Origin of the sequence: Psychrobacillus sp. FJAT-21963 (genome assembly GCF_001420585.1) — a bacterium.
Classification (GTDB): Bacteria; Bacillota; Bacilli; order Bacillales_A; family Planococcaceae; genus Psychrobacillus.
Genome location: NZ_LJIY01000006.1, coordinates 194,273 through 220,074, shown reverse-complemented (window position 1 = coordinate 220,074; position 25,802 = coordinate 194,273). Strand labels below are relative to the sequence as shown.

Below are 25,802 nucleotides of genomic sequence, written 5' to 3'. Positions count from 1 at the left end.
TAGATTGAATTGTATCTAGTGAATCTTTTATAATGAATATGGAAACATAGAAAGGGGAAAGACCGTGTTAAATATTTTATACACTCTACTTGTAGTAATTATTGTTTTACTAGTTTATGCTGGTATCCAAGCTCTCCGTTTAAAGAAGACCGTTACAAACCTTAATCAGGAACAATTTATCGAAGGCTATCGTAAGGCACAATTAATTGATGTGAGAGAACCTAAGGAGTTTGAATCAGGTCATATTCTTGGTGCAAGAAATATCCCTTCCACACAGCTTCGTCAACGTTATAAAGAAATTCGTCCAGATAAACCAGTTTATCTATATGATCAAAACGGCGCAAGAAGTGCACGTGCAGCAATGTTCCTAAAGAAAAAAGGATATACACAATTAAACCAACTTCAAGGCGGATTTAAAACTTGGACAGGTAAAATTAAATCTAAATAATAATACATAAAGGTTCTTCTTATCGTTAGAGGAACCTTTTTTATTTCAACACTCACTAAATTTTCTGGAGGTATGGAATGAAGGAGAAAACGTTATTTTCACATCACGAGGATTTTAGAAATACTCTTCCTAATTATGAGGACTTTGCGCTTGTTTCAAAAAGGATCATTTGGGCCTTAAATGAAAGAAAACAAGGCGATTGGAAAAATATTTCAATTGGAGAAACAATATCTCAACTTGATGCAAACTTATTAGAAATGATGGAGAAGAACTTATTAGCTTATGAAAAACTGAGCTATATTTTCGAAACACAGCCTCTAGGTAAAATTATGAGTAAATCTACATTAAATTTAGGCACAGGTTTAGAAATTACGGAAACCTTTGAAAATAAATTGATCTACTTTCCAGAATATGATGTAGGAATGACATTGTCTTTTAACTATTCTTCTAGTCATAGTTGGCCGGAATATCGTTTCTTTTCTACGTCAGCAGAAAAAGCATTACTATTTTTAAACGAAATCAACGAAAAGTTAAGACAATTACTTATGCAATCGATTACTTATTTAGTTGATACAGAAAATGGAGTCCAGCGAAGAAATTATGGCGAGCAAGCTGTTGTGAATCGTGAGGACGTATTATTAACACATAGCATAAAGCAAGATATATTTCGTTCTATTGATGAATTTTTCAAAGAGGACGGTCATTTTTTCAAAGAATATGGCCTACCCTATAAACGAGGAATTTTACTATATGGCAGTCCTGGGAATGGGAAAACAACTTTAGTTAAGTCCATCACAGGCTCAACGAAAGCACCTGTTGTTTATTGGCAAATTACCGAATTTACTGGAAGTCATTCTATTCAAGAAGTATTTGGTATCGTGACAAGACTTGCTCCTGCAATTCTCGTTATTGAAGATATTGATTCGATGCCTGAATATACGAGATCCGTTTTTTTAAACACGCTAGACGGTGTTCAATCTCGAGAAGGGTTATTTATCATCGGAACGACAAACTACCCGGAAAAAATAGATCCAGCGCTTATAAATCGTGCAGGTCGGTTTGACCGTGCATACGAGATACCATCTCCTTCGGATAAAGTTCGAGAGCAGTACTTACGAAAGTTAGATATTAGACATATTTTTACGGACGAACAATTTACAGATATGGCGAAACGTTCAAAAGGGTTATCTATGTCCCAGCTTAACGAATTGTATATGTCGGTTGCATTAAATTGGCATTATGATGGGAAACTGGCATATGAAGAGCGTATTGAAGAGTTGTTAAAACAAAATAAAAGATCTATGAAAAAAGAATGGGAGAATGACGAACATTCTATTGGGTTTTGAATCGAAGAAGTGAATAAAGTTCCATGTACAATGGTTTTTCTTTTACAATAAATAAAGCTAACTAGTATCCTTGATTTTCACTGCGGACGGACGCTTTCCGCGGGCGGTCCGTTAGCCTCCTCAGGCCGACAGGATGTTGGTCATGAAGGCTTGAGGCCCACAGGATGTGGGTCATGCAATCGTTGCCGCAGAACGCGGCGAACTTAGATTGCCTTCCGTTTGACAAGGCGTCCTTAGCCTTCGTTCCTTGTTAGCTCCTGCGGGGTCTCACCCGACACGCTCTTCCCGCTGGAGTCACCGTCCTCCTTTTCAAACTAGTGAAGGCTCCATGAACTCCAAACAGATCTATAGAATTAAATAAACAAGCACATCAAACATTGAAACGCTCCTTTGTGACATAAAACTATAGATTCCCTAAAGATTTTTTCATCTAAACATATTTTAGATACTATTATCGCTGATTTTCAACTGAAGGCTTCATATAAATAACATCCTCAGCTTTTCTATTAAAATCAATAAAATGACAAAAGGTATCGAGAGGACATCCTCTTGATACCTTTTGTCTATAATTACGAAATGCGATTATCTCGAATCTCTTTTCAAGTTTTATGCTTTTGTATAGCGTAATACTGGATGACGAGCAGCTTTTGTTTCGTCTAAGCGATTGATTACTGTCGTATGTGGTGCGTGTTGAACGATTTCTGGATTTTCTTCTACTTCTTTTGCAATTTGAATCATTGCATCACAGAAAGCATCTAATGTTTCTTTTGATTCTGTTTCTGTTGGTTCGATCATCATACCTTCTTCTACATTTAATGGGAAGTAGATTGTTGGTGGATGATATCCGAAGTCAAGCAGACGTTTTGCCATATCGAGTGTACGGACACCTAATTTCTTTTGACGACGACCGCTAAGTACGAATTCGTGCTTGCAATGGCGGTTATATGGTAAATCAAAATATGCTTCTAAACGTCTCATCATATAGTTTGCATTTAGAACTGCGTATTCAGTTACAGCTTTTAGACCATCTGGACCCATTGAACGAATGTATGTGTATGCACGTACGTTAATTCCAAAGTTCCCGTAGAATGGTTTCACACGTCCAATTGTTTGAGGACGATTATAGTCAAATTTATATTGATCATTTTCTTTTACAAGAACTGGGCTTGGTAAGAAAGGAATTAGATCTGCTTTAACTCCAACCGGACCTGAACCTGGACCACCGCCACCATGAGGACCTGTAAATGTTTTATGCAAGTTTAAATGAACGCAGTCAAAGCCCATATCTCCAGGGCGTGCTTTAGACATAACTGCATTTAAGTTAGCGCCATCATAGTATAGTTTTCCACCTACACCATGAATGATTTCCGCTAATTCTAAAATACTTTCTTCAAATAAACCAAGCGTATTCGGGTTTGTAAGCATTAGAGCTGCTGTATCTGGACCAGCAACGCGACGAAGATCCTCTAAATCTACTAATCCATTTTCGTCTGATTTTACTGTAATCGTTTCAAAACCTGCAACTGTAGCTGATGCTGGATTTGTACCATGTGCAGAGTCAGGAACAATTACTTTTGTACGCTGAGTATCTCCATTTGCCTCATGGAATGCACGAATCATCATTAAAGCAGTCCATTCACCATGGGCACCAGCTGCTGGTTGTAGTGTTACTTCATCCATTCCAGTAATTTCAACTAGATGTTGTTGTAGATCATACATTAATTCCATAGCGCCTTGAACAGTAGACTCATCTTGTAATGGGTGAATATTTGCAAATCCTGGGAAACGCGCTACTGATTCATTAATTTTTGGATTGTACTTCATCGTACAAGATCCAAGTGGATAGAAACCAGTATCTACTCCATGGTTACGATTCGATAGAGCTGTATAGTGACGCATAATATCAAGCTCTGATACTTCTGGTAGCTCCGCTTCTTCTTCACGAAGTAAGCCCTGTGGCAACAAAGAATTAATATCTACTTCTGGAACATCGAGCTCAGGTAGACTATATCCTACTCTACCTTCCTTTGTAATTTCAAAAACTAATGGTTGATTATCCTTATGCATGAAGAGCCCCCATTTCTTGCACGAGTGCATCTATTTCTTCTTTTGTACGTTGCTCTGTAACGGCAATTAATACATGATTTTTAAGGTCAGAGATAACACGACCTAGGTCGAAACCTCCAATAATTCCTTTTTCAAGAAGTGCTTTGTTAGCATCTGCTACAGATCCATTTACTTTAACTACAATTTCATTGAAGTGAGGTCCTTGGAAAGGAACTTCAAATCCAGCTTTTTCAAATGCTTGTTTTGCATAATGAGTCTTTGTGATATTTTGAATTGCCATTTCTTTTACACCTTTTTTACCAAGAGCAGTCATTGCTACTGATGCGGCAAGTGCATTTAACGCTTGGTTTGAACAGATATTTGAAGTTGCCTTGTCACGACGAATATGTTGTTCACGAGCTTGTAATGTTAAAACATACCCACGTCGACCTTCTTCATCTGTTGTTTCCCCTACTAAACGTCCTGGAACTTTACGCATAAGCTTAGAAGATACAGCAAAGAAACCACAATGAGGTCCACCAAATGCTTCTGAGATACCAAAAGGTTGAGCATCCCCAACTGTAATATCTGCACCAAACTTTCCTGGAGGAGTTAAAGCTCCAAGAGCAAGTGGATTTGCAGATACAACAAATAATGCTTTTTGAGCATGTGTTAGTTGCTCCACTTTTGCTAAATCTTCAATTTGACCGAAGAAATTAGGATATTGGACTAGAACAGCTGCTGTTTCTTCATCTACTAACTCTTCTAATTTCCCTAAATCAGTTACACCATTATTAGTAGGAATCGTCACAACTTGAACGTTTTGACCTTTTGCATACATTTTTACTACATCAATATACTCTGGGTGAACAGCTTCAGAAACTAATAGTTTTTTTCTACGCGTGTGACCAGCTGCCAAGTTACCAGCTTCCGCAAGTGCAGTACCACCGTCATACATAGAAGAGTTTGCAAGATCCATTCCAGTAAGCTCACAGATCATTGTTTGAAATTCAAAAATAGCTTGTAGTTCACCTTGAGAGATCTCCGGTTGATAAGGTGTATAAGCAGTGTAAAATTCAGATCTTGAAATAACGTGATCTACGATTATCGGTTTAAAATGATCATAAACTCCTGCACCAAGAAAGGAAGCATACTTTTTACTATGTGCATTTTTATCAGCAAGTACAGATAATTCTTTTAACAAAGCAGACTCCGCTTTAGCAGGTTTAATATTATACTCACCTTTAAAACGCACTTTCTCCGGAATGTCTGCAAACAATTCATCAACGGAAGAAATGCCTATTACATCTAGCATTTCCTTTTGATCTTGTTCAGTCATTGGTAAATAACGATGCTTTATCAAATGGACAACCTCTTTCTGCGATTATTTTTGTTTTTTATAAAATGGCGTAGCTACTGTGACAGCTTTCAAACGCTTATTTCTAATTTCAACTTCTAATTGCGTGCCGATTTCTGTAAAGTCGGCATCGATCAGTGCAAGGCCAATATTCTTTTTAAGAGTAGGAGATTGCGTTCCAGTAGTTACAAATCCAATTTGTTTTTCACCAGCGAAAACTGGATACCCTGTACGAGGAATTCCTTTATCAATCATTTCAATACCAACGCTTTTTCTCGGTACACCATTCTCTTTTTGTTCAACTAGTACAGATTTACCGTTGAAGTCTTGCTCTTTTTTGAGCTTCACAACAAATCCGATTCCAGCTTCTAATGGAGTAATATCTTTTGAAAGCTCTTGCCCGTATAAAGGAAGACATGCTTCAAAACGTAAAGTATCGCGTGCTCCAAGTCCACAAGGAAGTAAACCTTCCTCTTTACCAGCATTTAAAATGCTGCTCCATAATTCGGAAAGATCCGTACTAGCTGCATAGAGTTCAAATCCATCCTCACCTGTATAACCAGTACGAGAAACAAGAACCGATTTTCCAGCTACTTCGACATGATCTGCAAATCGGAAAAATCCAATTTCCTCTAGATTTTTGGAAGTTAACTTTTGTAAAATACTTTGTGCGAGTGGTCCTTGTAACGCTAACAGTCCATAATCATCTGATTTATTGACAAGTTCTACATCACCAGATGCATTTTGCTTCAGCCATTCAAAATCTTTTTCAATATTAGATGCATTTACGACTAAAAGATAGTGGTTATCTTCCATCTTGTAAACTAATAAATCATCTACTATACCACCGTCTTCATAACACATAGCCGTATACTGAGCTTGGTTATTTACAAGTTTAGAAACATCATTCGTCATCACTTTTTGTAAAAAAGACTCGCTTTGCGAACCGGTTACAAAGATTTCTCCCATATGAGAGACATCAAAAAGTCCTGCTTTCGTTCTTACCGCTTCATGTTCTTCCTTAATACTAGAAAATTGCACGGGTAATTCCCATCCACCAAAATCAATGGTTTTCCCACCATAATTGGCATAGTCTTCATATAGAGGTGTACGCTTCAACTGTTCTGACACAAAATTCTCCCCCTTTATAATTTTCACACAAAAAAAGACAGAGTGACCCCTTTAAAAAAACAGGGGTTCTCTGTCCTGGCACCTGAAAGTTTACCGAAAACGGCTTTCCTCTTTGGTGGCTTTGCGTGATACTCAACGAAAGCACTCTCCAGAGTTGCGTCCTATACGAGTTCTTTTGCCTGAGAGATTCATAAATTTCTTTACTTGCTCCTTCGGCGACGCACTTTAGGCGTTCTCTCCCCGTATCCTCATCCGCTAAATCTGTAATTATCACTCGCTTTGTCTATATCCTAACATTGAACACAAAAGTAAGCAATCCTTTTTAATAAATTAGATTAAAGACGAATATTTTATATAAATTTTATAAAATCATTCGCCTTTCAGCCTATTTACCTGATAACCAGCATATTCTGTCACTTGTCGTAAATGACGATTTTCCGTAAGAATTGTAATGTGTGCAGCTTTCTTATAATTTTTACGTCTTTTAATATATAGCTGCTCCAATTCTTCCCTAGTACTACTTTGAACGACAGGTCTGTTTTTATCATTCTTCACTCTCATCCAAATATCTTGAAAAGTAGCATCTAAATATAAAACCAGTCCCGTCTTACGCATTATTCGAATATTTTCCTCATTCATCGCAACGCCGCCACCAGTGGAAATAATACAGGACTCATTACGGAAATTTTGAAGAAACTCTGTTTCAATCTTACGAAAATAGGCCTCTCCCTCCTGCTCAAATATTTCAGGAATCGTCCTTTTTTCTTTTTTTACAAGCTCTTTATCCATATCATAATAGGGCATCTTCAATAAATAGCTCAGTCTTCTGCCGACCGCACTTTTACCACTCCCCATAAAACCAACTAAATATACTTTGTACACGATTCACCAACTCACTACTACCAGAATTATTGTTCGATTGTATTAAAAATTTCTATTCTTTTGATAGTAGCATTAATATTGCTCAATTCCAACGAATCATATGTTCGATATTTTGATTGATAAGCAGTAGTGATAGATAAAATTGTTAGTGAAACAAATAATAGAAGTAAGATAGAAGCCGGCAATAGTACACCTCTCTCACTCTGAATTATACGTAACATAGAATGTATGCTCCTTATCTATCCCATTCTCAAATTCTACAGAAAAATATAACAGTTGACCTTCCATACTTACGTTTATAGATTTCACATGGAGTAACATTTGCTCATGTCCTAATCTATTTTTTTGTTTTCGAATCAAATTTTGATAAATTTCTATATCAAACTCAACTTCTTCCTTAATAAAACGTATACCAGTGTTTCTTGTTTGTACCATTATCATATCTAAATCGTTCAAATAGTTTTCTACATCTTCTATAAACAAAGCCCACTCTGTTTCGGTAGGATTTGTCACCTGAACCTCCATCAAACTCAACCAACCGATAGTTACAGCGAATATATGAGAAAAAATTAGAAGTACTGAGAGTTGAAATACTGATTCGATCAAGGTATACCCTTCTTCATTATTTTTGTTCAATATGTTATAGGTAGGCAATTCATTTTCTCCTCACTCATTCCTTCATAATTTACACATATTTGTTGATTTTCAATTGTAAACGTATATTCTATCTCATCAATCCACAAGGAACCATGTAGCAAACGTTCTGCAAAGTACATTTTTACACCTTCATTTATTACAATCGAGGAATGATATTGCCTTTTTTTCTCTTCCAGTTGAACTACCATATTACTTAATAAAGGCAGTAACATAGTTGCTATTAAAAATATTACACTTAAAGACACGATAGTCTCTGGCCAGGAATACCCCTTGCTATTATTCATATTTTAATTTTCCTTTACCTATATAAACGTAAACTTCCTTTAAACCATTGTCTGTTTCAAACAATAGAGTTCCAAATTCTTTGACAGTTCCATTTGGGTGAAAGACTATTTCTTTCAAGTAACTATTTCGAGATAATCGAATTCCTTTCGGCAATTCATATTCCATATATATTTCATTTGAATGTCTTGCTTTGTATTTTGTTCCATTCTCAAAAAAGTTTAAATGAGTATAAATTCCTTCTGCCAAAGCAGTACTCTGAAGACTTTGTACATCCAAGTGAAACTGTTTGAAAAAACGCTTCTCTTCCATCTTCTCAAACTTAGAAGAGGTCACAAAAATTATAGAGGCAGACACTACCATTACTATAGCAAGAACAAGAAGCATTTCGATAAAAGTAAATCCTTTTTCATGTAAGAGATATCGTTTCATTTCTAGCAGTTACGTCTCCAGTAATTGTTACACTTCCATCATTCTCATCAATGATGATGTCTGTGCCATTAGGGCAACTCTCAATTCCTTTAAGATATCCCTCTTTTGTTAAATCCTCTACTTTTGGAATCTTTTTAAACTCTATTTTGTACGCTTGAATTTGTCCTTCCACCATTTTAGCAAAAGCCTTGCAACCCTTATCATCTATGGAGGCTGAATGCTTCGTCACATTTGGTATTGTTATTAATATCAGAATAGAAATAATTAGTAACACTATCATCATTTCTATCAAAGTAAATCCTTTGTTGTTCCTTATCAGTTTTATCAATAGTTCCTTCTCCTTTTATACAATATTGATCATTTTATAAATTGGTAACAAGATTGCCAAGTATGCGCCAATGATAAAAATAGCTAGTATTAAGAAAAGTGTAGGTTGAAGAATACTTAAGTATTTGGATAGCTTTTCTTCTATTCTTTCTGTTACGAATTCGCTATACAAGCTCAACTCTCTACCTAGGTAACCACTTATTTCCCCGTGAATAACAAATTGATGGAAGTCTTTAGTAAAATGATTTAGCAACAATAAAGCATCTGAAAAAGACTCTCCATGTATTATTTTCTTTTTCATTTGAATCGAGATATATTGAAGAGTTTTATGTTCTTCCTGTTTGATCAACGAATCAAATGCTTGCTGAAGTGACATGCCGCTATCTATCAGCACTCCCATTTCTCTAGAAAATACTCTTGTCAAAAAGAGTCGATACCATTTATTTACTAACGGAACTTTTAAATAGAAAGCTATCTGAAACTCTATTTTTTTATTACGTATCATTTTTATAAGAACTAACATAGCAAAACAAAGAAATAGGAAACCAATCAAGAAATAATTAGGCAATTGCAGTAGTATACTCGTCCAAATTAAAGAATTGTCAGTATCTCCAGAAGATCTTGTATGTAGCAACGATTCCATATTTGGCAGGAAATAAATCTTAAATACAGTAAAAAGTAGGAAAATTACTACAAACAAAAATAATGGATACATCAATAAACTATTTAATCTTTTTCTAGCCCTTTCAAAAATAGCCGCTTGGACACTTAGAACAAATATAGTATCTTGAAGTTTCCCGTGGTTTGTTGCCAAATCGATTGGAAGCAATAGCCTATTAGGAAAGCCTAATAATCTAAAAACTTCCGTAACACTTAAACCGTTTTTGTGCACTTCCGTCATTTTTTTAATTACCATATCAGAATTTTTCACATGAAATGGTAGCAACATAGAAACAGATTCATGAAAGGTATAACCTTCTTGTAATAGTTCACTAAGTCTTTTTAAGAAGGAAGGTTGTATATGCGATGGGATCGTTTCCCGTTTACGCGTACAATAGTCGTTAATTTTTTTGAATAACACCTTCACGCACACCTCTCTCTATTTGATAAGAAAGTGTTAACGAATGAGGAATCTTAAAATCCGTTCCAGATATTAATGAGTTTAATGCTTCCATCAAAAGGTCTTCGGAAATAATTTCAAATATTGCCGATAAATCTGGCTGTTTCGTGAAGGAAACCGTCACTAGTCTCTGCGCAACTATACCAATTACTGTTTGCTTTAATTCCTCAGCCGATACTCCAAGATCCATCAACCGATATAATGAACCTACAGCATTTTTGGCATGAATAGTTGAAACGACCAAATGACCTGTCAAAGCAGCTTGAATAGCAGCTTTTGCAGTATCTTCATCACGTATCTCGCCGATCATAATGACGTCTGGTGAATGCCTTAATATCGCTTTCAATCCTGCTGCATACGTGACGCCTGAGCGTTCATTCACTTGAATTTGCAATAAGTGAGATTGACTATTTTCAACAGGATCTTCTAGCGAGATTACATGTCGATTCAAATTCTCCGAACAATACTTAGTGAGTGAATACATAGTTGTAGATTTACCTGAACCAGTAGGACCAACAAAAAGAACTAATCCTTGACGATTAGTAGCAAGCTCCATTATTTTGTCGGAAGCATCTTGAAATAAGGATAAGGAATGCAATAGTTTTGCATTATCATGTTGTTGGAGTCGAATAACTAATGACTCTCTTCCGAAAATGGATGGTAATGTAGAAACACGAAATGAAAATTTTTGAGAGTTAAAGATTTGTTGAAAGGAACCACTTTGTGGTTTTCTTTTTTCGCTGATATCAAGAGAGGATAAAAATTTGAAGAATGAAATAAACCGTTCTCCCATGTTTAGGGGAAGCTTCCCTGCTTCAAACATTTGAGAATTTTTCTTAAAGTAGTAATAGTAATTTTCTTCGTTTGGAATCATGTGCAAATCTGAAGCACCAAAACCATGAGCCTTCTTAAGTAGCTGAAAGCATTTTTGTTCGATAATATTTTCTAATTGCTGCATGCATCTTTCCTTTCTCCAGGTACAAGTTGTGACCGCAAAACAGCTTGTACAAAACTAGTATACTTGGNATAGAATTTTCTAATAATTATATCGAATTAGTGAAACTCCTTTGGTAATTACAAAAGTTTTATTATAATAGAGACAACATGTAGAAAAGAGGGAAAAAGATGCCGAATACATTACAGCTTACTAGTACGTTAGCCGATGAAACAAGGTATTCTATTTATCAATATATAGTAAAAGAAGCAAAAGTAGTTTCGGTACAGGAAATAGCCGATCAATTTGGTATACATCCGAATGTTGCGAGATTGCACCTATCTAAACTAAATGATTCCAATTTTTTGCGTTCTGAGCTTATCAAGAACAGGAAAGGTGGAAGACCTGCAAGAATTTATAGTCTTGCTGAAAATCCTGTATATTTAAGCTTTCCAAAGCAAGAGGATCATCTTCTGTTACAGTGGTTAATAGATCTTGTAAGCTCTCTTGGTGAGCAAGCTATTGTAAAAGGAAAAGAAATTGCTTATGAAAATGGGAAACAGCTAACGAGCAGTAAACTCACTTCTCCAGCGTCCTTTGAGGAAAAAATACAAATATTAACGGCAAATGCGGCATCTATCGGTTATTTTCCGACTATACAAGAGAAAAATCATAAAAAAGTGATTACGTTCGCCATTTATAATTGCCCGTACAAAAATCATTTGAAAAGTCAATCCGAATTAATTTGTGCATTACATGAATCCTTTTTAAGAGGACAATTTGATGCATTATTTCCAACAAATGATTTTATTCAATTGGAAAGCATGCAAGATCAATGTCAAAATTGCTTATATCACATAGAAGTTTTATAATGAGAATTAATGAACGAACATGTAACACTCAAAGTTACTTCTTTTAAAAACTTATAAATGGAACATATTTGTGACAAAATAAAGTGGAATACAAAGAAGAAATATTTTATACGGTTTACATGCGCGAACACTTTCATTTATAATGAATATGAGAATATTTGTGTCGTTGCAAAAGGAGGGACTACAAATGGGCAATATGTATAAAGTAATGGCTTTCTGGACAGGGATTTTTGCAGTTATGTTTTATTTAGGTGATATGACAGAAGCTTCTTTACTATTTTTAGCAAATACGGGGATTTTCCTTCTTTTAGGGTTCTTAAACCTTTCTGAACGTATGTATATGTACATCTTTGGAGCTTACCTAATGTTCTTCTTCGCTGGTTTTACATACTACACAACGTTTATTCACGTACCAGGAGCTGGACATTAATAATGTTCACAAAAAAGGCAGTTAGAATGATTTCATTCTAACTGCCTTTTAATATGGATTTTGCTTATGGTTTACCATTAACTTGTTGGAGCGTTCGCTCGACTCCTTAGGAGTTCATGTAATAAAGGGTAAGAACGCCACATCGTCATGCTATACAACATCGTGTTTGCTCCAGTGGCTCTGCGCTCGCCCACGGAAAGCGAGTGGTTAGCTTCGAAACTATCTACTTCTCTATTGTTTCAGTCAAAAACCATTTAAAAATGGATTGTATTCCATTTCATTTTCTGGAGTTGTCTCTGGACCATGACCAGGGTATAAAATCGTTGTTTCTGGCAAGGTTAATAATTTTGTATGAATAGACTTCATTAATTCTGCGTTGTTACCTCCGGCCAAGTCCGTTCTTCCTACACTATTTTGAAAGAGTGTATCGCCTACAATTGCAAAAGACTCACTTTCAAAATAATACGTTAAACTACCTGGTGAATGGCCAGGTGTATGAAAAAGCTGAATGGAGAAATCCTCTATTTCTAAAATGGATTCGTTTGACAATATAACATCCGCTTCTTTGCATGTAATAGATGGAATTTCCGCATATTTACCAGAACCGTTTTTGGAAGGGTCCATTAACCATTTCTTTTCAGCATTATGTATATAGACAGGAACCTTAAAAGCATCTCTTACAGGGTCTACCGCACCTATATGATCAAAATGGGCGTGTGTTAACAAAATTGCGACTGGTTTTAAATTCAATCGTTTTAGTTCACTTATTAATTTTTCCGCATCACCACCTGGATCAAATACTAAGCATTGCTTAGATGCGTTTGATACGATATAACAGTTTGTTTGTATATATCCTAATGGATAAGATCTAACATTTAATATAATTATCACCTCTTTCCTATTCTAATCGTTTCTAATTCTTTGTTCAATTATTCGCCACTTTTATCTCTCGACAAAAATGGCGAATACAATTACAATAGAAGAGGAATATGTAAAGCGACATTCATTTTCTGATGTCGAAAGGAGTGTCTTTCATGAACTTATTAATGGTTATTTTTGGACTCGTTACAGTTTTAGCTGTAATCGGCACTTTCCAAGCTTTCAAAGAAAAGAATGTGCTAGGAGTTCTATTTAACTTTGGTACATTTGCTGTTTTTGGCTTCTTTACAGTCATGACAATCGTGAACCAAGGTTTTCCACCAAGCTTACACTAAAATGTTATGAAAAAAGCTGTTGTACAAGTTGTACAGCAGCTTTTTTCTATTCTTCTAGTTGTAACCATCGCTGTTCTTTAAAAGGATTTGTCTGAATCCAATGATCTTTCTCGTATCCTGCAAGACAGGTTTCTCCGTTTGGTGAACAATCAATTGGTTGAGAGTTTACCTCTCCCAACTCTTTCTCGCCTTCCAATGAATAAATTGAAATAACTCCTCTTTGATCAATCTCATCCATATTCCCTGCTTCCACCGGTTTAATAAGAAATAATGAATTTGTATCTACAATAGAAATGGTTGGCATAACCCATTCCGAATAATTGCTAATAGCAGGCGTTGTCCATTCAAAGGAATTTTCATGATTCTTATCTTGCAAGCGATATTCAAATATATTTTTCGGTTCATTGATTTGAATATATAACATACTTTCACCTAAATTTTGAACATCCACTAAATGAGTTTCCCCTGTTTCTTTCAGTGTCTTCTCTTGAACAGAATATAGCATTAATTCATATCCATCTAAACCACTTTCAGACCCTCTAAACACCATCAAATGCTCATCATCATACCATTTAACGAATGGATTTTCTACCTCAATTGATTGTAATTGTTGAGTAGACCCATCATAAACAAATGTACTAAACGTCCAATCCTCATAAAAAGCCGTGAATACTATTAGATCTTGATTTGTTGGATGCCAATCCATATATAATTCATCTGATTCAAAAGTTAAACTTTGTACTAAGAAACCATTCTTATGTATAATTTGCACTTCTGCTGAAGAAGAATTATTTGATGTATGTAATAATATCAATTCTTTGTTTGGATGTATGGTTGCTTGAATAATTGGTAGTGTAGAAGAATAAATAACCTTCCATGCATTTTTTGAAACTGAATAAGATTGCACAGTCCATTTTCCTTTATCTATAAGTACAAAAGCAATCTCGTCATTAGAAAGCCAACCAATCACACTGTGAAAGTTTGAGGAAGCCATTGAAATGGAAGGGATTTCTTGAGAAGATGATTTGGACGTATTTTCTGGAACTGAAATTTCATCTGTAACTGGGGTCTTAACTTCTTCTCCCCCGGGATTATTGATCTCTGTACAAGCTTGAAGCAATAGAACAAAAACAATAAGAATACCGATTCTCTTCAACTGACTCCCCCTTTCACCTTTATAATATTAGACGCACGAGTTGCCCTTTTGTTTCATACGAAAAGCACAGACTTTAATTTGTCTGTGCTTCTTTACTACTGCTCTTCTTTTTCAGCTTCATCAATTAATAGGTTTCCTGTTTTCAAATCGTAGAAACGTAGTAAATCTCCATTAATAATTTGATCAGAATAGCCTAGTTCTTGTGTTGCTCGATCTATATAAGGCTGGCAGCTAGCCATATCAGTTTCTTCTCCTGTTTCATTGTCAAAACAAGTGTTTCCGGCGTAAACCAATTTATCTGTAACAAATCCACCGTCTCGGAAAATAACAAAATCCTCATGGTCGTTAGAGAATACATCTGCTCCTAATTGCATATCTTTAGCAGTTTCTACACCAAGTAAATGCAATACTGTAGGTCTAATATCAATTTGACCAGCTGTTTCTGTTACTTCTTTTCCAACTCCACTATTAGGAATGTGAACAAAGAATGGAACTCTTTGAAGTTTTGCAGATTCATATGGTGTAATTTCTTTTCCTAAATATTGAGACATTGCAGCATTATGGTTTTCAGAAATACCATAATGATCCCCATACATTACAATGATAGAATTGTCATACAGTCCTTGTGCTTTTAAATCTTCAAAGAACAACTTCAACGCTTCATCCATGTAACGTACGGATTGGAAATACTTGTTCAATGTACGTGAATTAGAATTATATGCAGGGATGAGTTGATCCTCAACATCTAAATCAAATGGATGATGGTTTGTTAATGTAATTAGTCTAGAATAGAACGGCTGTGGCATTTGTGCCATATGATCAACTGATTGTTCAAAGAATGGAATATCCTTCATACCCCAGTTAACAGCATCGCCTTCTTTTACTTCATAACTATTTACATCATAAAATTTTTGAATAGAAAGTGCTTGATACATCATATCGCGATTCCAGAAGCTTTTGTTATTAGGATGCATTACGTTTGTGTAATAGCCTTCTTCGTTTAAGCTTTCTGCCATGGAATGAAACTTATTTCCTCCATGGGTAAAGAATACAGCTCCACCACCAAGTCCGTAGAGTGAATTCTCCACAATAAACTCTGAGTCTGATGTTTTACCTAGACCAGTTTGATGATAAAAGTTAGAGAAGTAAAACGTATCTTTATCTTTAGTCAAAGAATTTAAGAATGGGGTAACTTCATATCCATTCATATCATTATTAATAACAAAGTTTTGTAATGACTCCATGGAGACTACGATTAAGTTACGACCATCTGCAAGCCCAAACATTTCAGCCTTAGGTTCTGCTTGGTTAGATCGTACATAGTTATTTACTTCTACGAGTTCACTACCATCAGCAAGTGCTCGCTGTGCATGAGACTTAGACTGAATATATATATCATACAAATGATAATTGTAAGGTCCTAGATTTTTCACTAACATTTCACGGTCAAAGCTTCTTGTAAGAAGCTGAGGTCTTTCTATTTCAGCTAATCCCAAATTTAAAAACAACACTGCAGCAGAAAGTACAAAGTATGCTTTTCTTTGTGCAGGTTTTACAATCGATATTTTGTCACCAATTTTCAACCATTTTAAAGCAGCTATAATGATTACTACATCTGTAAAGAAGAATATATCTGTTATGTAGATACTTTCCATAGCAGATGAACCTAAATCACCAAAATTACTTGTTTGGAATAATACTGGTAACGTTATAAAGTCTGTAAAGAAACGATAGAATACAGCGTTTGCATACAGAACGATTGCAAGTATTAAATTTGTAATGACAATATATCTATTTCTTGCTTTTGGACTTTTAAAGAAAAGTGATAGCCCATATACAAATAAAAGAAAACTTAACGGGCTTATAAATAGTATCGCTTGTTGCATCATATTCTCGATTTTCATATCAAAGCTAGTATGGTAAACCACATATGTTTTAATCCATGTTGCCACAATAGCTATAACAAGAATAGAATGTGTCGGCCAATTTTTTTTCTTCATGCCTACATCCTCCCCTTTTGTACTCTTAATAGTAGGAATAAAAGTAACAAAATATATCTTAATCCTTTCTTAACAATAAATCAATATAAATGATATTTACATTTGATATAATTTTATAGGTCCATAATTTTGCTACCCTCTATTAAACGTATTAAAACCAAAAAAGTTTCCTTTTTTAGTAAAAGAATATAAAAAAGCGATTAATTTACGTAAATTAATCGGCTTTATTTCTGTCTATTATGTTCTTGTCGAAGTATGAGCAGCGCAAGTTGAAAGTCTTGTGCCTCAATCATTTGCATTTTATATAGTTCTTTTATTTCGTCTTCCATTAGTTCAAGATCTGCCAATCGATCTTTTGTATAAATGTACGTACCGAATCGTTTTAATAACTGCATAACATCATATACTGTCTTCATATTGTCCATCCTCATCCCGGTATAAATGACATTTTATCATTTGCTCATTAGTAATAATCAAGTCTACTGGGAGGTCAAAATGCTCCTTTTCCAAGTCATCCCTTAATTGAAAATCAAACGCTAACGAAACTTTATGCCCTTTATAATTCATTAAAAAGCGATCATAATATCCTCCACCATATCCTATTCGATAACCAGATAGGCTATAAACAATTCCAGGAACAACTAAAAGATCAATGTTATTCGGAGCTACTGGAGTTGTTAACAATGGATTTGGCTCTAATAATTGCATATACACGGTTTCTAATTGATCGAAGCTCTCTATCTTATAAAAGGTCATTGTCCGATCTTTTGGGGAGCATTTTGGCACAACAACGGTTTTACCCTTTTCCCATAATGCACGGATAATCCCTTCGGTATCCACTTCTGGAAAAGCCGAGATGGTTATTCCTATAGTAGATGCTTGTTGTACAGTTCCTAGTGTGAAAAAGCGACTCATGATTTGCTCTGATAATGTATGATAGGAGGACTGCTCTAAAGACGAAAGCTGTTGTTTCATTTCTTCTCTTAACTCTTTCTTTTTCATGTCATTTCCCTCCCATTTCAAATAGAAAAAAACCAAAACCGAAGTTGGTTTTGGCTTAGGTTATTATTTAGTTTCTCTATGAAGAGTCATTTTCTTTTCACGTGAGCAATATTTTTTAAGTTCAAGACGTTCTGGATTGTTACGCTTGTTTTTCTTAGAAATATAGTTGCGCTCTCCGCAATCTGTACAAGCTAATGTAATATTAACGCGCATGGTTGTCCCTCCCACTCTTTTACAGGATGAAATATAAATTCTGAGCATGATTTATACGACTAACCCATTATAGCATATTATCCAAGAAAATCTACTATTTAATGAAAGAATTAATTCAAAGTTTTTTGGTATATGTTAGTATTATAAGAAGAAGTAATTATTTTGAGGTGAATTTGATGAGCTATTCAATTATTATCATGATTATTGGAATTTTACTAATCATCGTTTCCTTTTTTCTTAAGGATTCCACGAAAAAAATGGAGTCAGAAGTAGAGGAACTCTCCATTACATTATATCAAGAAACAAGCGCTATTAAACGGAGACTAAAAATAGTGGAAGAGGAATTATTACTAGAAGGTTCTAAAATAACGGTTCCCAAAAAGCAAAAAACAAAACCTGTTATACACGAAATCATTAGAAGCCAAGTGCTCGAGCTGCATAAACAGGGCTATTCTCTACCAGAAATAAGTAAAAGGTCATCCCTATCTATAGAAGATGTTAAATATGTAATTGGCGGTGGAAAATAAGATGAAAAGGACATCCATCCGTTCATTTGGTATCGGTTTGTTTATAGCAGGTGCTGTTCTCCAATTACAACATTTAACGCAAGAGGATGAAATCACATCGAAGCGCTCCATCACGGAGGAAGCATATGAAAAGTCACAAACAGAACTAAAAAACGTAAAGCAGCAATTAGCACAACTTCAGATGGACTTAGAAAATGCCCAAAAGGGACAACCTGTTACAGACGAATCGAAAGAAGAAGAAACAGCAAAAGAGGAAGCAACACAGAGCGATACTTCTAACAGTAGTACTCCATATACTTTAATCGTTCAAGCAGGCATGAATAGTAAAGAAATTAGTACTCTATTAGAGGAAGCTGGAATTGTCCAAAATAAACAAGATTTTGAAGATTATTTGGTCTCTCAAGATTTAGCTGGGCGTATTCAAATTGGTGAGTATAAACTCGACTCCTCTATGACATTGAAACAGATTGCTGAAAAGTTAACAGGAAAATAGAAAATGAAAGAGGTCGTCCAGAAGATTTAATTTCTGAACGACCTCTTTTGTTAGTTATTCAGTTCGTAATGCTTCCCTTTTAATAAAAACAATAATCGTTCTGCCATATTTGTAGCGTGATCAGCAGATCTTTCAAGATAGCGACATACAAATGACAACTGCGTCACTTGACTTAGTTGTGCAGGTTGTTCTACCCCAACTGAAAGAAGTGTTTTAATTGCGTGACCATACAATTCATCTACCTCATCATCAAGTTTTGCGATATTCTTAGCTTCTTCAATGTCTTCATTTATAAAAGCATCTAAAATTGATTTTAACATTGCGATCGTTTTGTCACGCATCTCTTCTAACAAATGAATTGGAGCGATATGTTCATCTTTTCCTATACGAATCGTTTCTTTAGCAATGTTTACTGCATAATCACCTATACGCTCCATATCGGATGCAGCCTTAACAAGCACCATTAATCTACGTAGATCTGTTGCAACAGGCTGTTGCTTAGCGATCAGTAAAATTACACGGTCATTAATTTCTTCTTCCATACGATTAATATGAATATCATTATTAATGATCGTTAGTGCACCTTCAATGTCATTTGCAAACAAATAATCCATTGCAGAATTCAAGGTATTAATCGCCGTATCACATAAATCATACATTAAATTCTGAACTTGCTGTAATTCCGCATCAAATTTCTCTCTTCCTACCATCCCTAACTGCCCCTTTCCTCATCCGAAACGTCCTGAAATATAATCCTCTGTGCGCTTATCTTCTGGAGTTGAAAAAATTACATCTGTATTATCAAACTCTACCACTTCTCCGTTTAAGAAGAAAGCAGTTTTGTCCGAAATACGAGCTGCTTGTTGCATATTATGTGTAACAATGATGATAGAATAATCGTTTTTCAATTCTTGAATTAATTCCTCAACTTTTAATGTAGAAATTGGATCTAACGCTGAAGTAGGCTCATCCATTAAAATAACGTCTGGTTCAATTGCAAGACAGCGAGCTATACAAATACGTTGTTGCTGACCACCAGAGAGGCTGTACGCATTCGTAGATAAGCGATCTTTTACCTCATCCCAAATTGCTGCACCACGTAAACTTTTTTCTACGATTTCATCCAGAATTTTTTTATTTTTAATACCATGTATTCTCGGACCATATGCAATATTATCATAGATGGATTTTGGAAATGGGTTTGGTTTTTGGAAAACCATTCCAACTTTCGTACGTAATTCTTCTACTCCATAATCTGCATCAAAAATATTGCGGTCACGATACAAAATTTTACCTGATGTTTTTACTGTTGGAACTAATTCTACCATACGGTTCAAAGTTTTAATGTACGTAGATTTACCGCAACCAGAAGGTCCAATAATTGCTGTTACTTCATTTTCTTTAATTTCAAGATCAATATTTTTTAAAGCATGATGATTACCATACCATAAGTTTAATTGTTGCGTGTTATACACAATATTTGAAGTTGAATTATTTACTGATGTATCGTTATTTAAAGACTGTACCATCATTACTTCCCCCTAATCACAAATTAGCTTAGTACCTTTTTTGAAATTTATTTCGAATAAATATAGCGATGGAATTCATGATCAATAAGAATACCATTAGAACAAGAATCCCTGCTGATGCGACATATTGAAATTCTGCCTGTGGTCTTTTAGCCCAATCGTAGATTTGCATTGGTAGAGCAGTAAACTGACTAAGTAAATTTTCAGGTAAAAACTGAATAATTACAGGAACACCAATGACTACTAATGGTGCCGTTTCACCGACTGCACGGGAAAGAGCTAAAATTGCACCAGTAAGAATACCTGGAATAGCCGAAGGTAGGACAACTTTAACAATTGTTTGCCACTTTGTCGCACCCATTCCATATGAAGCTTCTCGAACATCTTGAGGTACTGCACGAATTGCTTCCTGAGAACCAACGATAATAACAGGTAATATTAACAAACTCATCGTAAATCCTGCAGCCAAAATACTATTTCCTAAAGCTAAAGCCCGAACAAAAATTGTTAATCCCAGCAAACCAAATACTACTGAAGGAACACCTGCTAAGTTGGAAATGTTCATTCGAATAAAATCATTTAATTTATTTTTTTTAGCATATTCTTCTAAATAAATTGCTGTACCTACTCCTAAAATTAATGATATAGGTGCAACTACACACATTAACCAAATTGACCCTATTAACGCAGCCTTTATTCCGGCTTTAGCAGGGAAACGAGATCCATAGTTTTGGAAGAATTCTGGTGTAAGATATCCAACACCTTGAGTAATGATTCGATAAAACAAGATTCCAAGAGCAACTAAAGCAAACAATGTAGCAAAAAGGAATATTACTTTAAAAACACGATTTACATTTAATCGACTATTCATTTTTTTTATGACTGATTCTTGATTAACATATTTCATATTAATATTCCTCCCGGAATTTTTTCGAAATCGCGTGAGCAATAAAATTCATCAATAATGTAAATAGGAAAAGAGTAAATCCTACTGCATAGATGGAATAATAAATCGTTGTTCCATATCCCGCATCACCTGATGAAACTTGTACAATATATGCAGTCATAGTTTGAATAGAGTCCGTTACATTTAAATCGAATTTAGGAGTAGATCCTCCTGCTAAAGAAACTATCATCGTTTCTCCAATTGCACGAGACAATGCTAGTACTACGGACGCAACAATTCCTGATAGAGCAGCGGGTAGTACAACCTTGATCGCTACTTCTAATTTTGTTGAACCCATAGCTAAGGCACCTTCACGTATTGAATTAGGTACAGAGCTCATTGCATCTTCTGATAAGGATGCGATCATTGGTAAAATCATGATACCTACAACAATACCCGGGCTCAATGCATTAAAGATTTTCAAGTCAGGAATAAATTGTTGTAAAAGCGGTGTTACAAAAGTCAATGCAAAGAAACCATAAACAATTGTTGGTATACCTGCTAATACTTCTAATATAGGTTTAATAATTCTTCGAGCGTTATCACTTGCATATTCACTTAAAAATATAGCAGAACCAATACCAAATGGAACTGCTACAATAGCAGCTATAAAAGTTACTTTTAATGTACCCGCTATTAAAGGAAGAATACCATATAGCTGTTCCGTATTAGCAAATGGAAACCATTCTTTTCCGAATAAAAAATCTAATATCGGTACACGAGTGAAAAATATTCCTGTTTCTATAATAAGAGTAAAGACAATACCCAAAGTAGTTAATACTGAAACACATGCAATTAGTAGGAGAATAATTGGAATTATTTTTTCTACTATTTTTTTCTGTTTCTTGCTACTTGATTTTGCAATTAGCTCTTGTACTGATGGATGACCAGTCGCATTCTTTTGAGCCATAGTGAATCCCCCTTTTACCAAACGCAAGAAAAGAGTAGCAAGCCCTGCTACTCGTCTCTTACTTTTTAGATCAACCTATTATTTTAAAGCTTCTAAATCAGCTAAACCTTTGTCGTAATTTTCTTGTGGAAGACTTACATATCCAACTGCTTCAGCCATTTCTCCTGCATTTTCAAGTGTATATTTCATGAAATCATAAAATGCTGGATTTTCTTTAAGCGCACTATTTTTTGCATATACAAACAATGGACGAGAAAGTGGTGAATATTCACCTGATTCAATTGTTTCGTTTGTAGGTTCTACACCGTTAACTTTAACAACTTTTAAAGTATCTTGGTTAGCTAAATAGTATGCATAACCGAAGAATGCTATTGCATTTTTATCGCCTTGTACACCTTGAACTAATACGTTATCATCTTCAGATAGAGTTGCAGATTTTACTAAGTCAGCTTCATCAAGAATTACTTCATCAAAGTAGTCATATGTTCCAGAATCAGTACCTGGTGAATAGAATACGATTTCTTCAGCTGGCCATTCTGGATTAATGTCAGACCATTTTTTTGTTGTTCCATCTTCAATCCACATTTTCTTTAGATCTTCAACTGTTAAATCTTCAACCCAATCATTGTCTTTGTTAACTACTACTGATAAACCATCATTAGCTACTTGGAATTCAGTAAAGTCAATTCCAGCTTCTTCAAGTTTTGTTTTTTCTTCGTCTTTAATTGGACGAGATGCATTAGCGAAATCTGTTTCACCTGCGATGAATTTTTCGAATCCGCCACCAGTACCGGACACACCAACTGATACTTGTACTTTATTTTGAACGCCTGCATATTCTTCAACAAGTGCTTCCGTAATTGGAGCAACTGTACTAGATCCATCTCCAGCAACCTTACCTTCTAGAACTGCCTCATCTTGTGTATCACCAGCAGTTTCTGTCTCTGTTTCTTCTGTTGGTTCTGAACTTGTATCGTCTCCACAAGCTCCAAGTACTAATGCTGATCCTACCATTGTTGTCATTAATAAGTACTTCCAGTTCTTCATCAGGTAAATCCCCCTAAAGTTTTGTTTTCTATTTTTCTTACAATGTTTACTATAAAGGCTTCATGTTGAGTCGATATGAATGCATTGTAAAGCTTTTGTAAATAAGAAACTAAAGAATTCCAATGTTATTTACATAAAAAAAACAGGCCTCCTAAATGGTTTCTTTAGGTTGACCTGTTTTGAATTAGTTGTTCGTTTCTTCTTCATCTATTTTTTCATTTGTAAAGGCTGGTTTTATAGTTGGAATCGGCATAGCCTCTTCACTATCCTTTAATGCACCATTTTTAAGTTGTATTTCAAAATACTTATCAACTAGCTCACGTGCAATACCAGTAGAAACATTCGTTTTGTAACTGGACTCTAAGGATGCATGAGGAATAACAAGAGCATATGCAATCTCTGGATTATCATATGGCGCAAATCCTATATGAGTTAAATTAACTGTTCTAATATTACGTTCTTTAGGATTTTTTATAGTAGCATCAAAAAAGAATGATTGAGCTGTACCTGTTTTTCCAGCGCCATTAAACGGTGCTGTACCAAAGGCTGAACGAGCTGTTCCTTTCGCTCCGGAATATACTCTTTGCATACCTTGACGCATACGATTGATTTCCTCTTGCGAATTATCAACTGTATTTAAAACATTTGGTTGAAACTCTTTTACTACTTTCCCCATTTTCACACCATCCGCAGATGGTTCTCTAATTTCTTTAACAACACGTGGTTGTATACGTTTGCCCCCGTTTGCAATAGTAGAGACAAATTGTGCAAGTTGTAATGGTGTATACGTATCGTATTGCCCAATACTTAAGTCAAGTAACTTCCCATCTTCTACTCCACCAATTACACCAGTCACTTCTCCAGGTAAATCTATTCCTGTCGGGACACCCAGTCCTAATTGTGCATAACCATTACGCATTTTTTGAAATGCCTCTGGACCAAAACTAATAGATTGGTTTTCCTTATAAGTCCGTCCTGCTAAACCATATGCAGTCTTAAACATATAAACATTGGATGAACGTTCAATCGCTTCTAAATCATTTAATGGGATTCTACCAGAACGGTTGAAGACAGAACTTTTTGGCGCAGAACCTTTTATGCGAATCGGTTCATCTACTAATACATCCCCAGGTGAAATAACATTTTCACGATATCCCGTAAGCAATGTTCCAGGCTTTACTGTAGACCCTACTTCATACGCTGTTGTAAATGATCCGAAAGCATAATCCTTTATTTCGTACTTTCCTGTTTTAGCGTTTTTTTCTACTCTCTTACCAACCATGGATAGAACTTCTCCCGTGTTAGGATCCATCATGATAAAGAAAGCCCTATCTAAATACTTTGCAGATGCTCCATTTCCTGTTTTTAATTCAAGTAGTTTTTGCCCTAAAATTTCTTCTTGCGCTAATTGAACTTCACTATCCATGGATAAAACTAAATCTTTCCCTGGTTCCCCTTCATAGACAGTTTTAATATCAATTACTCGCCCTTTACCATCTGTGATATTCTTTACTACACTTTTTTGACCTTGTAAAACATCCTCATATTGCTGTTCAATATAGCTTTTTCCTACCCGGTCATTTCTAGAGTAGTCTCTAGATAAGTAATAATCTAATCGGTCTTTTGGTATACCCTCTTTCGGCAATGATGCAGTTCCTAGTATAGCAAGGGAAGATGTTTTTACTCTACGCCAATCAGTTGTTGTATTAACGCCGATTAGATCCCCTAGCCTTTCGGAAACTCTTGCAAATTCCTCATCTGTCACATCTTCCCCTTTAATAATTTGAGGAGACAGTGCGTATCCTGATGCCATTTCACGATAGATAGCAATAATTTCTAATTCTTCTGGAGAGAATGCCTCTAGTTGCTCCTCAGGTATCCGACTTCGAGTTAGTCGGTTAATCTCAGCATTTTTTTCTTTCTCTTCAAGTTCATCATTTTTCTCTATTTTGTTTCGTTCTTCTTCGGAGACTAACTTTAAAGCTTCCTTTGGATATTTACGAAGCCAAAAATCTTGTAAATCGCTTTTTGTAATTCCATCTGCTTTCTTTTCAATTAATAAACTAAGCTCTTTCGCAATTTCGAACATTTCTTCTGACTTGGTCGTCTGCATTTTCGTATAGGTAATCGCAAGTTGAGGCTCATTGTCTACCATGATACGACCTTGACTATCAAAAATACGACCACGAGGAACGCTTGTGTTTACAGGAACTTCCTCCGTTCGTTCTATTGCCCTTGTATAATCTTCTCCTTTGACAATTTGCAAATAGCCTAATCGCAAGATTAACAATGTAAATAGCAGGAAAATAGAAAAGAAAAGAATGTTCATGCGAAATGTAATATTGGCCCTTTGTTTAGCCTTTACACTTTGTGCACGTTTATTAGGAATTTTTCGCATGAGTTTCACCTACTTTTTTGAATTCTAATTGGCTTTAGCTGCCAAGATTTGCATTTAAAAAATTTGTTTTAATTGCCACAGGCACTAACATCATTTAAATACA

At 35.3% G+C, this 25,802-nt stretch carries 30 protein-coding genes and 1 riboswitch; of the genes, 7 read left to right on the top strand and 23 right to left on the bottom strand.

What is annotated here, in order from left to right; translation table 11 throughout:
- Positions 1 to 73 precede the first annotated feature (73 nt).
- Together AN959_RS14680 and AN959_RS14675 are read left to right on the top strand one after the other, a co-directional pair.
- Entirely contained in the window at positions 74 to 448 is a 375-nt protein-coding gene (locus tag AN959_RS14680) for a rhodanese-like domain-containing protein (RefSeq protein WP_371256569.1), read from the top strand.
- Between the two features lie 77 nt (positions 449 to 525).
- Positions 526 to 1,794, top strand: a complete 1,269-nt coding sequence (locus AN959_RS14675) for an ATP-binding protein (RefSeq protein WP_056831726.1) — start codon at positions 526 to 528, stop codon at positions 1,792 to 1,794.
- A gap of 606 nt (positions 1,795 to 2,400) precedes the next feature.
- Here AN959_RS14675 and gcvPB read toward each other — a convergent pair.
- The 11 genes from gcvPB to comGA form a co-directional block, all read right to left on the bottom strand.
- Positions 2,401 to 3,861, bottom strand: a complete 1,461-nt coding sequence (gcvPB, locus tag AN959_RS14670) for an aminomethyl-transferring glycine dehydrogenase subunit GcvPB (RefSeq protein WP_056831724.1) — start codon at positions 3,859 to 3,861, stop codon at positions 2,401 to 2,403.
- Complete coding sequence (gene gcvPA / locus AN959_RS14665; RefSeq protein WP_056832102.1) at positions 3,854 to 5,200, bottom strand: aminomethyl-transferring glycine dehydrogenase subunit GcvPA; 1,347 nt, start codon at positions 5,198 to 5,200, stop codon at positions 3,854 to 3,856. The genes gcvPB and gcvPA overlap by 8 nt, the downstream gene beginning before the upstream one ends.
- 24 nt (positions 5,201 to 5,224) lie before the next feature.
- A complete protein-coding gene (gene gcvT / locus AN959_RS14660; RefSeq protein WP_056831721.1) occupies positions 5,225 to 6,328 on the bottom strand; it encodes a glycine cleavage system aminomethyltransferase GcvT in 1,104 nt (367 codons plus the stop codon).
- A 157-nt stretch (positions 6,329 to 6,485) separates the two neighbouring features.
- Positions 6,486 to 6,580: riboswitch (glycine riboswitch) on the bottom strand.
- Positions 6,581 to 6,697: 117 nt separating this feature from the next.
- The gene (locus AN959_RS14655) at positions 6,698 to 7,210 is read right to left on the bottom strand and encodes a shikimate kinase (protein ID WP_056831718.1); all 513 of its coding nucleotides are present in this window, start codon (positions 7,208 to 7,210) and stop codon (positions 6,698 to 6,700) included.
- 26 nt (positions 7,211 to 7,236) lie between these two features.
- Positions 7,237 to 7,431 carry a hypothetical protein gene (locus AN959_RS14650; protein ID WP_053588895.1) on the bottom strand — a complete coding sequence of 65 codons (195 nt, stop codon included), beginning with the start codon at positions 7,429 to 7,431 and terminating at the stop codon, positions 7,237 to 7,239.
- A complete protein-coding gene (comGF, locus tag AN959_RS14645) occupies positions 7,409 to 7,864 on the bottom strand; it encodes a competence type IV pilus minor pilin ComGF (RefSeq protein WP_056831716.1) in 456 nt (151 codons plus the stop codon). The genes AN959_RS14650 and comGF overlap by 23 nt, the downstream gene beginning before the upstream one ends.
- The gene (locus tag AN959_RS14640) at positions 7,843 to 8,151 is read right to left on the bottom strand and encodes a type II secretion system protein (RefSeq protein WP_056831714.1); all 309 of its coding nucleotides are present in this window, start codon (positions 8,149 to 8,151) and stop codon (positions 7,843 to 7,845) included. Before AN959_RS14640 ends, comGF begins: the two co-directional genes overlap by 22 nt.
- Entirely contained in the window at positions 8,144 to 8,581 is a 438-nt protein-coding gene (gene comGD / locus AN959_RS14635; protein WP_056831712.1) for a competence type IV pilus minor pilin ComGD, read from the bottom strand. Before comGD ends, AN959_RS14640 begins: the two co-directional genes overlap by 8 nt.
- On the bottom strand, positions 8,559 to 8,906 hold the full coding sequence (gene comGC / locus AN959_RS14630) for a competence type IV pilus major pilin ComGC (RefSeq protein ID WP_056832100.1): 348 nt from the start codon (positions 8,904 to 8,906) through the stop codon (positions 8,559 to 8,561). The genes comGD and comGC overlap by 23 nt, the downstream gene beginning before the upstream one ends.
- An 18-nt stretch (positions 8,907 to 8,924) precedes the next feature.
- Positions 8,925 to 9,989, bottom strand: a complete 1,065-nt coding sequence (comGB, locus tag AN959_RS14625; RefSeq protein WP_056831710.1) for a competence type IV pilus assembly protein ComGB — start codon at positions 9,987 to 9,989, stop codon at positions 8,925 to 8,927.
- Entirely contained in the window at positions 9,970 to 10,986 is a 1,017-nt protein-coding gene (gene comGA, locus AN959_RS14620) for a competence type IV pilus ATPase ComGA (RefSeq protein ID WP_056831708.1), read from the bottom strand. The genes comGB and comGA overlap by 20 nt, the downstream gene beginning before the upstream one ends.
- A gap of 167 nt (positions 10,987 to 11,153) precedes the next feature.
- Between comGA and AN959_RS14615 the strand changes: the two genes are divergently transcribed.
- Together AN959_RS14615 and AN959_RS14610 are read left to right on the top strand one after the other, a co-directional pair.
- Positions 11,154 to 11,834, top strand: coding sequence for a metalloregulator ArsR/SmtB family transcription factor (locus AN959_RS14615; protein ID WP_056831705.1), 681 nt, complete (start codon positions 11,154 to 11,156; stop codon positions 11,832 to 11,834).
- A 187-nt stretch (positions 11,835 to 12,021) separates the two neighbouring features.
- On the top strand, positions 12,022 to 12,264 hold the full coding sequence (locus AN959_RS14610) for a DUF2626 domain-containing protein (RefSeq protein WP_053588888.1): 243 nt from the start codon (positions 12,022 to 12,024) through the stop codon (positions 12,262 to 12,264).
- 243 nt (positions 12,265 to 12,507) lie between these two features.
- Here the strand turns inward: AN959_RS14610 and AN959_RS14605 are convergent, their stop codons facing one another.
- Positions 12,508 to 13,146: an MBL fold metallo-hydrolase gene (locus tag AN959_RS14605; protein WP_056832098.1), complete on the bottom strand. Its 639-nt coding sequence runs from the start codon at positions 13,144 to 13,146 to the stop codon at positions 12,508 to 12,510.
- A gap of 152 nt (positions 13,147 to 13,298) precedes the next feature.
- On the opposite strand from AN959_RS14605, the gene AN959_RS14600 reads away from it, so the two are divergent.
- Positions 13,299 to 13,478, top strand: a complete 180-nt coding sequence (locus tag AN959_RS14600) for a DUF2759 domain-containing protein (protein ID WP_053588887.1) — start codon at positions 13,299 to 13,301, stop codon at positions 13,476 to 13,478.
- Positions 13,479 to 13,524: 46 nt separating this feature from the next.
- Here the strand turns inward: AN959_RS14600 and AN959_RS14595 are convergent, their stop codons facing one another.
- The 5 genes from AN959_RS14595 to rpmG form a co-directional block, all read right to left on the bottom strand.
- Complete coding sequence (locus AN959_RS14595) at positions 13,525 to 14,634, bottom strand: hypothetical protein (RefSeq protein WP_056831704.1); 1,110 nt, start codon at positions 14,632 to 14,634, stop codon at positions 13,525 to 13,527.
- Positions 14,635 to 14,729: 95 nt separating this feature from the next.
- Positions 14,730 to 16,634, bottom strand: coding sequence for an LTA synthase family protein (locus AN959_RS14590; protein ID WP_056831702.1), 1,905 nt, complete (start codon positions 16,632 to 16,634; stop codon positions 14,730 to 14,732).
- Positions 16,635 to 16,858: 224 nt separating this feature from the next.
- Positions 16,859 to 17,050, bottom strand: coding sequence for a YqgQ family protein (locus AN959_RS14585; RefSeq protein WP_053588884.1), 192 nt, complete (start codon positions 17,048 to 17,050; stop codon positions 16,859 to 16,861).
- On the bottom strand, positions 17,034 to 17,636 hold the full coding sequence (locus AN959_RS14580; RefSeq protein ID WP_056831700.1) for a 5-formyltetrahydrofolate cyclo-ligase: 603 nt from the start codon (positions 17,634 to 17,636) through the stop codon (positions 17,034 to 17,036). Before AN959_RS14580 ends, AN959_RS14585 begins: the two co-directional genes overlap by 17 nt.
- A gap of 63 nt (positions 17,637 to 17,699) precedes the next feature.
- Positions 17,700 to 17,849: a 50S ribosomal protein L33 gene (rpmG, locus tag AN959_RS14575; RefSeq protein WP_053588882.1), complete on the bottom strand. Its 150-nt coding sequence runs from the start codon at positions 17,847 to 17,849 to the stop codon at positions 17,700 to 17,702.
- 176 nt (positions 17,850 to 18,025) lie between these two features.
- Here rpmG and AN959_RS14570 point away from each other — a divergent pair, with 176 nt between their 5' ends.
- Together AN959_RS14570 and AN959_RS14565 are read left to right on the top strand one after the other, a co-directional pair.
- The gene (locus tag AN959_RS14570; protein WP_056831698.1) at positions 18,026 to 18,376 is read left to right on the top strand and encodes a hypothetical protein; all 351 of its coding nucleotides are present in this window, start codon (positions 18,026 to 18,028) and stop codon (positions 18,374 to 18,376) included.
- A 1-nt stretch (position 18,377) separates the two neighbouring features.
- Positions 18,378 to 18,869 (top strand): endolytic transglycosylase MltG, encoded by a 492-nt coding sequence (locus tag AN959_RS14565; RefSeq protein WP_056831696.1) that lies wholly within the window; start codon positions 18,378 to 18,380, stop codon positions 18,867 to 18,869.
- A 50-nt stretch (positions 18,870 to 18,919) separates the two neighbouring features.
- Here AN959_RS14565 and phoU read toward each other — a convergent pair whose 3' ends face one another.
- The 6 genes from phoU to AN959_RS14535 all read right to left on the bottom strand — a co-directional run bounded on the left by phoU (position 18,920) and on the right by AN959_RS14535 (position 25,699).
- Positions 18,920 to 19,579 carry a phosphate signaling complex protein PhoU gene (phoU, locus tag AN959_RS14560; protein ID WP_056831694.1) on the bottom strand — a complete coding sequence of 220 codons (660 nt, stop codon included), beginning with the start codon at positions 19,577 to 19,579 and terminating at the stop codon, positions 18,920 to 18,922.
- A gap of 18 nt (positions 19,580 to 19,597) precedes the next feature.
- Positions 19,598 to 20,398 (bottom strand): phosphate ABC transporter ATP-binding protein PstB, encoded by an 801-nt coding sequence (gene pstB / locus AN959_RS14555; RefSeq protein WP_053588878.1) that lies wholly within the window; start codon positions 20,396 to 20,398, stop codon positions 19,598 to 19,600.
- 28 nt (positions 20,399 to 20,426) lie between these two features.
- Positions 20,427 to 21,305 (bottom strand): phosphate ABC transporter permease PstA, encoded by an 879-nt coding sequence (gene pstA, locus AN959_RS14550; protein WP_053588877.1) that lies wholly within the window; start codon positions 21,303 to 21,305, stop codon positions 20,427 to 20,429.
- A gap of 1 nt (position 21,306) precedes the next feature.
- A complete protein-coding gene (pstC, locus tag AN959_RS14545) occupies positions 21,307 to 22,254 on the bottom strand; it encodes a phosphate ABC transporter permease subunit PstC (protein ID WP_056831692.1) in 948 nt (315 codons plus the stop codon).
- Positions 22,255 to 22,332: 78 nt separating this feature from the next.
- Positions 22,333 to 23,301, bottom strand: coding sequence for a PstS family phosphate ABC transporter substrate-binding protein (locus tag AN959_RS14540; protein ID WP_056831690.1), 969 nt, complete (start codon positions 23,299 to 23,301; stop codon positions 22,333 to 22,335).
- 184 nt (positions 23,302 to 23,485) lie between these two features.
- Positions 23,486 to 25,699, bottom strand: a complete 2,214-nt coding sequence (locus tag AN959_RS14535; protein WP_056831687.1) for a penicillin-binding protein 2 — start codon at positions 25,697 to 25,699, stop codon at positions 23,486 to 23,488.
- Positions 25,700 to 25,802 lie beyond the last annotated feature (103 nt).